Source organism: Rhodopseudomonas sp. AAP120 (genome assembly GCF_001295845.1).
Taxonomy (GTDB): domain Bacteria; phylum Pseudomonadota; class Alphaproteobacteria; order Rhizobiales; family Xanthobacteraceae; genus Rhodopseudomonas.
The window spans coordinates 1-9,543 of sequence record NZ_LJIC01000080.1 but is presented as its reverse complement, the minus strand read 5'-3'; the positions used below and the strand labels follow the sequence as shown (position 1 = coordinate 9,543).

The 9,543-nt window shown below is 65.8% G+C and carries 8 protein-coding genes and 1 pseudogene; 1 reads left to right on the top strand and 8 read right to left on the bottom strand.

Annotated elements, in window-relative coordinates; genetic code table 11:
* The 7 genes and pseudogenes from IP86_RS14290 to IP86_RS14260 form a co-directional block, all read right to left on the bottom strand.
* Positions 1-555, bottom strand: a pseudogene (locus IP86_RS14290) (VWA containing CoxE family protein); the annotation flags it as partial.
* Complete coding sequence (locus tag IP86_RS14285; RefSeq protein ID WP_054163206.1) at positions 555-1,502, bottom strand: AAA family ATPase; 948 nt, start codon at positions 1,500-1,502, stop codon at positions 555-557. The pseudogene IP86_RS14290 and the gene IP86_RS14285, both read right to left, overlap by 1 nt.
* Positions 1,499-2,575 (bottom strand): acyl-CoA dehydrogenase family protein, encoded by a 1,077-nt coding sequence (locus tag IP86_RS14280; RefSeq protein ID WP_054163205.1) that lies wholly within the window; start codon positions 2,573-2,575, stop codon positions 1,499-1,501. Before IP86_RS14280 ends, IP86_RS14285 begins: the two co-directional genes overlap by 4 nt.
* A 115-nt stretch (positions 2,576-2,690) precedes the next feature.
* Positions 2,691-3,566 (bottom strand): formate/nitrite transporter family protein, encoded by an 876-nt coding sequence (locus IP86_RS14275; protein ID WP_054163204.1) that lies wholly within the window; start codon positions 3,564-3,566, stop codon positions 2,691-2,693.
* A gap of 18 nt (positions 3,567-3,584) precedes the next feature.
* On the bottom strand, positions 3,585-5,681 hold the full coding sequence (katE, locus tag IP86_RS14270; protein ID WP_054163203.1) for a catalase: 2,097 nt from the start codon (positions 5,679-5,681) through the stop codon (positions 3,585-3,587).
* A gap of 347 nt (positions 5,682-6,028) precedes the next feature.
* Positions 6,029-6,613, bottom strand: a complete 585-nt coding sequence (locus tag IP86_RS14265) for a c-type cytochrome (protein ID WP_054163202.1) — start codon at positions 6,611-6,613, stop codon at positions 6,029-6,031.
* A 234-nt stretch (positions 6,614-6,847) separates the two neighbouring features.
* Positions 6,848-8,101, bottom strand: coding sequence for a PQQ-dependent sugar dehydrogenase (locus IP86_RS14260; protein WP_054163201.1), 1,254 nt, complete (start codon positions 8,099-8,101; stop codon positions 6,848-6,850).
* On the opposite strand from IP86_RS14260, the gene IP86_RS29240 reads away from it, so the two are divergent.
* On the top strand, positions 8,085-8,264 hold the full coding sequence (locus IP86_RS29240; RefSeq protein ID WP_156332508.1) for a hypothetical protein: 180 nt from the start codon (positions 8,085-8,087) through the stop codon (positions 8,262-8,264). The two genes, IP86_RS14260 and IP86_RS29240, sit on opposite strands and share 17 nt — an antisense overlap.
* A 358-nt stretch (positions 8,265-8,622) precedes the next feature.
* On the opposite strand, the gene IP86_RS14255 is transcribed toward IP86_RS29240, so the two are convergent.
* Positions 8,623-9,543, bottom strand: a 921-nt coding sequence (locus IP86_RS14255; protein ID WP_156332507.1) for an MFS transporter, incomplete at its 5' end; no start/stop codon positions are given.

The window sequence follows — 9,543 nt, the reverse complement described above, 5'->3', positions numbered from 1 at the left end:
GAGCCGCTCGGCCTCGGCCGGGGTGGCGCCCTTCAGCGCATCGAGATCGTCGCGCAGCCGGCCGATGCCGAGCGCCTCCATCATGCGGCCCTGAAACAGCCCGCGCTGGGTGAAGTAACGGATGTTGGACAGCTCGGCCGCGGCGGCGGCGCCGGACAGCGCCGCAGCGACCGCGCTGCGATCCTGCCCGAGCAGCATCTGCGCCAGCTCGCCGAGTTCCGGCTGCGCCGAACCATCACCGCCGCCCTGCCCGGGCGCTCCCGGCGCGCTGCTCTGCCCTTGCGACTCCGAAGATTGGTCGGACGAGGACTCGTCGCTCTCCTCCGGCGGCGGTGGCGGCTCGGGGCGGCTGAAGAACAGGTCGAAGCATTCGCCGAGCGCCTGCTTCTCCTCCTGGGTCTTGGCCAGCGTCACCAGCAGCGTGTCGCGCAGCAGGCCGCGATCGGCGAAGCCGACCTGCGTGACCGCGCGCATCGCGTCGATACTTTCAGCCGGCGAGACGCGCACGCCGGCGCCGCGCGCCGCCCGGAAGAAGCGGTGCAGCTCCTCGCGCATCAGCCGAAGGTGCCGGAACGCCCGGCCTTGGCGACGAAGCCGGCGACCTGCGGGATCGCGGTCTCGATATCGGCTTCGTACTTCAGGAGGACGTTGAGCGTGTCCTTCACCGTCTGATGGTCGAGCTCGGTGGATTGCAGCAGCACCAGCACCCGCGCCCAATCGATCGTCTCGCTGACCGACGGCAGCTTCTTCAGGTCCAGCGCGCGGAGCTGGTTGATGAAACCGACCAGCTGCTTGCGCAGCGTCTCGGAGGCGCCGGGCACGCGGCTCTCGACGATGCGCTCTTCGAGCTTCTGCTCCGGGAAGCCGATATGCAGATGCAGGCAGCGCCGCTTCAGCGCGTCCGACAAGTCGCGCTCGCCATTCGAGGTCAGCAGCACGATCGGCTTGACGGTGGCGCGGATGGTGCCGAGTTCGGGGATCGAGACCTGATAGTCCGACAGGATTTCCAGCAGCAGCGATTCGAACTCGGCGTCCGATTTGTCGATTTCGTCGACCAGCAGCACGCAGCCTTTCGGCTGCTCCAGCGCCTGCAGCAGCGGGCGCGGCTCGACGAATTCCTTGGAGAAGAACACGTCGCCGAAATCATGCAGTCTGTCGAGCGCGGCCGACAGCGACTGCGCGTCGCCGAGCACTTCGCCGAGCTTGTCCTTGAGGATCTGCGTGTACAGCAGCTGCTTAGCGTATTTCCATTCGTACAGCGCCTTGGCCTCGTCGAGGCCTTCGTAGCACTGCATCCGGATCATCTTCAGCCCGCGCCAGGCGGCGAGCGATTTGGCTAGTTCGGTCTTGCCGACGCCGGCCGGGCCTTCGACCAGGATCGGCTTCTCGATGTGCTCGGCCAGATAGATCGCGGTGGCGATCTGCCGGCTGGCGATGTAGCCGACCGATGCGAGGCCCGCTGTGACGGCGTCGATGGATTCGATCGGCAGGTCGTTACTCATGCTTGAGGTTCGCTCCAGAGGGATTGGCCGAGGCTGATCTGCCGCTGCTTGCGCGGCTCGCGCGCGACATTCGCCAGCACGTCGTAAGCGGCCAGCGCGCGGCTGACGCGTTCGTCGGCGCGCGCCACCGCGAGATGCGCGCGGATATCGTCGACGATGCCGGCGGCGAGCGCGCGCACGCCGATCAGCCGCGCCGGCACCGGCGGCGTTCCGTCGTCGAGCGCGGCGACCGCCGCACGGCTGCTATCAGCGGCGAGCATCGCCAGGCCGGCAAGACGGCCGAGCCGCAGCGCGTGGTCGTCGTTGAGTTCGATGTGAGAGGCGGTGGCGCGCACCAGCCAGGCCAGAAAGCCGGCGGTGCTGGCACTGCCGAGCGTGTCCTCGATGTCGCGGAACGGCAGCGCCATCGCCGGATAGGCATCTGGCATATCGCCGATCTGTGCCGACGCCGGCACGGTGCAGTTCTCGAGGGTGAGTTCGCAATGCGAGGCCGGCTTGAGCACGTCCAGCGACGGCATCGGCGTCATCGTCAGCCCGGGCGTATCCCGCGGCACGACGAACAGGCCGTAGCGCTTGCGGCCGTCTTCGAGGCCGGTGATCGCCAGCACCAGGAAAATGTCGGCGACCGGGCCGTTGGTGATCCACGCCTTGCGGCCGTTGATCACCACGTCGTCGCCGCGGCGCTCGGCTTTGGTCTGCAGATGTTTCGGATGCGCGCCGGCGCCGGGCTCGGAGATCGCCACCGCGGCCCAGCAGCGGCCCGCGGCGATGCGTGGCAGCAGATCGGCGCGCTGCGCGTCGCTGGCGAACCGGCCGATGAAGAACCGCGCGATCAGTTGCCGGCCCGCAAAGGCCGTGGCGAGGCCGAGATCGCCGCTCGCCGCCACGATCGCCTGTTCGGCCTGGGCCACCGCCGCGAAGCTGTCGAGCGATGCCTCCCCGCCGGGCAGCCCGATGTCGAACAGGCCGGCTTGGCCCAGCGCCTCGAACGGCTCGCGGCTGCGCTGCGCCGGATCGATCGCGCGCCAGCGCTCGATCCGCTGGCTCACCTGTTCGCTGGTTCGTTGCAGCATGCGTTGTTCGCGTCCTTGGGTCCCTGCTGGTTTGTGTAGAATAACCGCGCCGAGGCCGCGAGCGGATTTTTTCCATTCCGTCGAGCGGAATGGGCGGGCTACGCGAGGGGCCGCGTCAGTCGATCTCCTTCATCACCTGCGCATAAGCCAGCAGGGCAAACAGCGCGGTGCCGCCGATGATGTTGCCGATCAGCGCCGGCAGCAGGAAGCCGGTCGTCACCTCGAACGGACTCGCCGCGCCGTTCAGCACCAGCATGAACGCCTCCATGCTGCCGGCGACGATATGGGCAAAGCCCCCGACCGAGATCAGCCAGGTCATCGTCACGATAACGCCGAGCTGGCCGCTCTCCGCGCTCGGCAGCAGCCACACCATGGTGGCCATCAGGAAGCCGGCCGCCACGCCCTTGAACGCGGTGTCGAGCGCGCCGTGGCTGAGGATCGCACGGCTGATCTCGATCATCTCGGCTCGCATCTCCGGCGGCAGCGTCGGAGTCAGGCTACAGAACGCCGCGGCGAACATCGTCCCGGCCAGATTGGCGCACAGCACGATCGCCCACAGCCGTGCGGCGCGGCCGAAATTGCGAGCCGTCGGCTCGGCCATCACCGGAAGGATCACCGTGACGGTGTTCTCGGTGAACAGCTGCTGGCGCGCCAGCACCACCATGACGAAGCCGACCGAGTAGCCCAGGCTGGTGATCAGCGGCCGCCATGGCGCGTCAGGGATGTGCTGCTGCAGGATCGCTTGCACAAGGAGTGAGAAACTAATCGACAGTCCGGCCGCGAGGCCGGACCACCACAGCGAGGTGAGCGGGCGGACCATTTCTTCTTCGCCGGTCCGCCGGACGATCTCGTAGATCACCGGGGTGCGCGGGCTCGATCGTGCCTCGACGTCTTCCACTTCCCGGCTGGAAATACGCGCCCGCGATGCAGACGAAGCCGCATCGCGGGGCTCGGCCGCGTCGTCCGCGGCCTGTCGGGTGTTGTCGGTCATAGGCCGGCCAAAGCCGTCTTAGACCGCATGCACCTTCGGCTCACGCTCCCAGAACCGCAGCTGCGTGCACAGCTCGAGGAAGCGCTCGGCATCCTTGGCGCCGCCGAGGCTCATCACGCCGCCGTCCGGCTCGACGCCGGCCTTCTCCAGCAGCGGCGCCGCCTCTTTGCTGGTGGCAATGAATTTGGCGTGCGCGAACGCATCGGCAACGAAGTCGCGCGCCGTTGCCTCCTGCTGCAGTTGCAAGGCGCCGTCTTCGGACAGCAGCACGGCGACGGCGTCGTACAGCACCGAGGGGCCGCCGTTGACCTTCTGCTTGGCCGGCCGCAGCTTTCCGTCGGAGGCGGTGAAGCCGCCGACCTTCGGAGCAATCAGTTCGACCATCGCGCCGTGCTGCTTGGCGGCAGCCTCCAGCGCCGCCAGCAGCTTGGCGTCGGCGCCGTCGCTGACCAGGATGCCGAGCTTGCGGCCCTTGAAGCTGCCCGGCGCGTTCTTGATGATGCTGAGCGCCGGTGAGGGCGGCAGATCGGTAATCGGCTTGCGGGCCGGCTCGGCGGCCGCCGGCAGCTTCATGCCGAGGCCATCTGCGACCAGCTGAGCCAGCGTCTTGTCGACATTGACGAGATGCGACACCACGCGGGCGCGGATCTGCGGCGTCTCGACCTTGCTGAGTTCGAACACGAATGCGTCCTTGATATGCGTCTGCTCGGTCTCGCTCTGGCTGACGTAGAACTGCCGCGCCTGGCTGTAATGATCGGCGAACAATTCGCCGCGGGCGCGGCGCTTCTCGCCGGTGTCTTCGGCCGGGAAGCTGCGGAAGCCCTTCGGCGTTTCGCGCGGGCCGGTGCCCCAGCTGTTCGGCTCGTAGTTGACGCGGCCACGCGGGTTGTTGAACGCCATGTGGCCGTCCTGCGTGAAGCTGTGGAACGGGCACTTCGGCGCATTGATCGGCAGATCGGTGAAATTGGTGGTGCCGAGCCGCTTCAGCTGGGTGTCGAGATAGGAGAAGTTGCGGCCCTGCAGCAGCGGGTCGTTGGTGAAGTCGATGCCGGGCACGATATTGGCGGTGTGGAACGCGACCTGCTCGGTCTCGGCGAAGAAGTTATCGACGGTGCGATCGAGCACCAGCCGGCCGACGCGGCGGATCGGCACGCGTTCTTCCGGAATGATCTTGGTGGCGTCAAGAATGTCGAATTCGAATTCGTCCGCGAAGGCGTCGTCGAACAGCTGCAGCCCGAGCTCCCACTCCGGATAGTCGCCGGCCTGGATCGCATCCCACAGATCGCGGCGATGGAAGTCCGGATCGGCGCCGTTGACCTTCACCGCCTCGTTCCACACCACCGATTGCATGCCGAGCTTCGGCTTCCAGTGAAACTTGACGTAAGTGGATTTGCCCTCGGCATTGATCAGCCGGAACGTATGGACGCCGAAGCCTTCCATGAAGCGGAACGAGCGTGGGATCGTCCGATCGGACATGATCCACAGCGCCATGTTGATCGATTCCGGCATCAGCGAGATGAAGTCCCAGAAATTGTCATGCGCGGTCTGGGCCTGCGGGAAGCCGCGGTCCGGCTCCTGCTTGGCGGCGTGGATCAGATCGGGAAACTTGATGGCGTCCTGGATGAAGAACACCGGGATGTTGTTGCCGACGATGTCCCAGTTGCCCTCCTTGGTATAGAGCTTGACGGCGAAGCCGCGAACGTCGCGCGCCAGATCCGCCGAGCCCTTGTTGCCGGCGACGGTCGAGAATCGCACGAAAGCCGGCGTACGTTCGCCGGCGCGCTGGAAGATGTCGGCAGCGGTGATGTCCGACAGCGACTCATAGGTCTCGAAGAAGCCGTGGGCGCCGAAGCCGCGCGCATGCACCACGCGTTCGGGAATGCGTTCGTGGTCGAAGTGGAAGATCTTCTCGCGAAACAGAAAGTCTTCCATCAGCGTCGGCCCGCGGCGGCCGATCTTCAGGCTGTTCTGATTGTCGCTGATCGGAATGCCCTGGCGCGAGGTCAGCGCCGGCGCGTCGGCGGCGGCGACCTGATGCGTCTCACCCCCGGGGCCGCGATGAATGGCGGCGTCGGCCAGCTTGGCGGATTTCAGATCGGGATATTTGTCGGCCATGGGAACCTCGCACGGGATGTCGTGAACGGCAGCGGCGACAGCTCTCGTCCGCGATGATGGTCATCGCAACGCATGTCGATCCAATCGGTGCGCGAGAGGCGTCCGCCGGCGTGATGACGACGGTGGTGCGGTTTGGTTCCTAACGGAAAAAGATTGCGACGTGTCTCGACTGGGATGCGTCAACGGTCCTCATCCTGAGGAGCCCGGCGCAGCCGGGCGTCTCGAAGGATGAGGGGCCACGCGGCACTTGCGGCCCATGGTTCGAGACGGCGCTGCGCGCCTCCTCACCATGAGGCGGTGCCGGTGGCGACGACCGGATCGCGCAAATATTCGTCGCGGGAACGCGCCTAGTTCAAATGCGCCAGATAATGCGCCAGCGCGTAGATCTCTTCTTCGCTGAGCGGATAGGCGACGTCGGCCATCGCCGCCATCGAGCCGCCGGAGCGCTGGCCGGATTTGAACTCGTTGAGCGCCTTGATCAGATATTCCTCGCGCTGGCCGGCCAGCCGCGCGGTTCCCTTGATGCCGGCATAGTTGTCGGTATGGCACGAGGCGCAGCGCCGGCCGGCGGCGGCTTCGGCGCCCTTGCGCGACAGCTCGGGATTTTCGTCCGGCTTGGGGTTCTTCATCGGCTGTAGCGACGAGAAGTAAGCGCCGAGATTGCGGATGTCTTCGTTGCTGAGATCCTCGACCACCGACGTCATGTTGGCGTTCTGCCGCGTGCCGGCGCGGAAGAACACCAGCTGCCACTGGATGTAGAGGTCCGGCTGGCCGGCCAGCGACGGCGTGTATTCCATCTGCGAGATGCCGTCGGCGCCGTGGCAGAAGCCGCACATCACGGCTTTCTGTCGGCCGGCCTCGATGTCGGCCGCGTGGAGGGGGGAGACGCCGCACAGCAGAGTCAGTGCAACGATGGTGGCGAGGCGAGTCATGCGAGGCTCTCTCTGTTGGCTCAGAGTTATCGTTAAAGTTCGTCATTCCGGGATTCGGTCCGGTCGGCGCAGCCGGCCGGGGCGAAGGCCCGGAATCCATAACCACTGTGATCGCGGTGAAGCACGAAGGCGGTGGTCGTGCCCGACAACTGGCACAGGGCGTATGGATTCCGGGTTCGCCGCTGCGCGGCGCCCCGGAATGACGAACGTGGGATGGGTGCGCTCAGCTCGCGCTCACTTGGCGTAGCTGATGCGATAGATCGCGCCGGCCCAATCGTCGGCGACGAGCAGCGAGCCGTCCTTGGCCAGCACGATGTCGGCGGGGCGGCCGAGATAGCCCTGGTCGCCTTCGATCCATCCGGTGGCGAAGTCTTCCTGCTTGGCGTTCTTGCCGTCCGGATCGACCACCACCCGCTTGATCAGCGCGCCCTGATATTTGTGGCGGTTCCACGAGCCGTGTTCGGCGATGAAGATGTTGTTCTTGTATTCGGCCGGGAATTGATCGCCGGTGTAGAACTTCATCCCGAGCGGCGCGACGTGAGCGCCGAGATTGAGCACCGGCGGGGTGAATTCCGAGCACTTGTGACCCATGGCGAATTTCGGATCCTCCATGTCGCCCTGATGGCAATGCGGATAGCCGAAATGCTCGCCCAGTTTGCTGATCATGTTGAGCTTGTCGCTCGGCATGTCGTCGCTGATCCAGTCGCGGGCGTTCTCGGTGAACCAATATTTGCCGGTGCGCGGATCGACGTCGCCGCCGACGGAGTTGCGCACGCCGAGCGCGACGATCTCGGCATTGCCGGTCTTCGGATCGACGCGGCGGATCTGCGACAGCGAGGTCGGCGGAATGCCGATGTTGAAGGGCGGGCCGAACGGCACGTAGAACCAGCCGTCCTTGTCGGCGACCAGATACTTCCAGCCGTGCGCCACGTAAGACGGCATGTCGTCATACACGACCTTGCCGGAGCCGAGATTGTCGAGATTGGCCTCGGCGTTGTCGTAGCGGATCAGCTTGTCGATATCGATGACGTAGAGCGCGCCATCGCGGAACGCGAGGCCGGTCGGCATCTTCAGGCCCTTCAACACGGTCTTGACCTGTTTCTTGCCGTCCTTGTCGGTGATCGCATAGACGTTGCCGAGGCCGAACGAGCCGACGAACAGCGTGCCGTTGTCGCCCCACGCCATCTGCCGCGCGGCGAGTACGCCGGACGCATAGACGTCGATCTTGAAGCCCGGCGGCAGCTTGATCTTCTTCAGCGTGGCGGCGAGTTCGGCGTCGGATGCGCCGGTCGGCGGACCGGAGGGCGGCGCCAGGCCCTTCTGCGCCTCGGTCTCGTCGCCGAGGAACCAGTCGGGCGGCGGGTTGGTCCAGAATTCCTTGGTGCCGGATTCGTATTTCTTGAGGCCCTGCGCGCTGGCCTGATGCACCGCCCCAAGTGCCAGGACGGCCGCGCACGCAACAACGGATCGTGTGAAGATCGACTTCATCGCGTTCACTCCCTCGCCACGGCCGACGCTGCAGCCGCTCGTTTGTTTTGCGACGTCTGATGCGTCGTCAGCGGCGTTCGTGCGCCAGCAGGCGAAGGCTAGCACAACAGCCACAGGAGAGAAGATGGTTGATGATGAATCGCAACAAACGAAGGTCGATTAGTTCGCTGCATTGCAATCGGTGCGGTGCAGCGCGTGCAATTGTCTCATGGTACTACGTCTCCGTCATGGCTGGGCTTGTCCCGGCCATCCACGCCTTCTTTCAAAGCCTCAGAGCCCTCGCGGCAGTCACAAACACAGCCTCATGGTGAGGAGGCGCGCAGCGCCGTCTCGAACCATGGGCCGCAGGGTATGCGCGGCCCCATCCTTCGAGACGCCCAGCTTCGCCGGCCTCCTCAGGATGAGGACGCAGTGCCAGTTGAGATGCTTCAGCTTGAAACGACAATGCCCGGGACAAGCCCGGGCATGACGTGGAGAGGTCTGTATTCCCCTCGAGGGACAGTGCGCGCCGAGCGCGCAGCTCAGAAGATCTTCGCGGCGTTCTGCAGCGTGATCCACACGCCCCAGGCGAGCGGGATGCCGACGAAGGCCCAGAAGGCGGCGGCGCGGGCGTCGAGGCCGCCTTTGCCGATGCCGTAGGAGCCGCCACCGGACGTCGCTGCCACGCCCTTGGCCTGCAGTGCCGCGACTTCCTCCGGCTTCATGAACCATTTGTCGGCGAGCGGCCGCACCAATGCGTTGCAGATCAGGCCGAGCGCCAGCATGCCGGCCAAGATATACATGGTGAAGTCGTACACCTGCGCGCGCGGCACGCCGGCGGCGATCTGCGCCTCGCGGATGTAGTTCACCACCACCGGGCCGATGATGCCGGCGGTCGCCCAGGCGGTCAGCAGCCGGCCGTGGATGGCGCCGACGAACTGCGTGCCGAAGATGTCGGCCAGATACGCCGGCACCGTGGCGAAGCCGCCGCCATACATCGACAGGATGATGCCGAAGGCGAGCACGAACATCACCTTGCTGCCCATCGCGGCGAGCGTCGGCGCCAGCGCGTAGAGCACGATGCCGAGCAGGAAGAACACGTAGTAGGTGTTCTTGCGGCCGATGTGGTCCGACAGCGACGCCCAGAAGAACCGGCCGGCGATGTTGAACAGCGACAGCAGCCCCGCAAAGCCGGCGGCGATGCCGGCGATCAGCGTCTTCTGCTCGGCCGAGAGCTGGTTGAAGGAGAGATCCGGCAGGCCGATCAGCTTGCCGCCGAAGATCTCCTGCAGCATCGGCGACGCCATGCCGATGACGCCGATGCCGGCCGAGACGTTGAGGCACAGCACCGCCCAGATCAGCCAGAATTGCCTGGTCTTGTGCGCATCGTTGAGATGCACATGATGCGCGGTGATCATGGTGTTGGCCTGCGCCGGCGGCGTCCAGCCGTCGGGCCGCCAGTT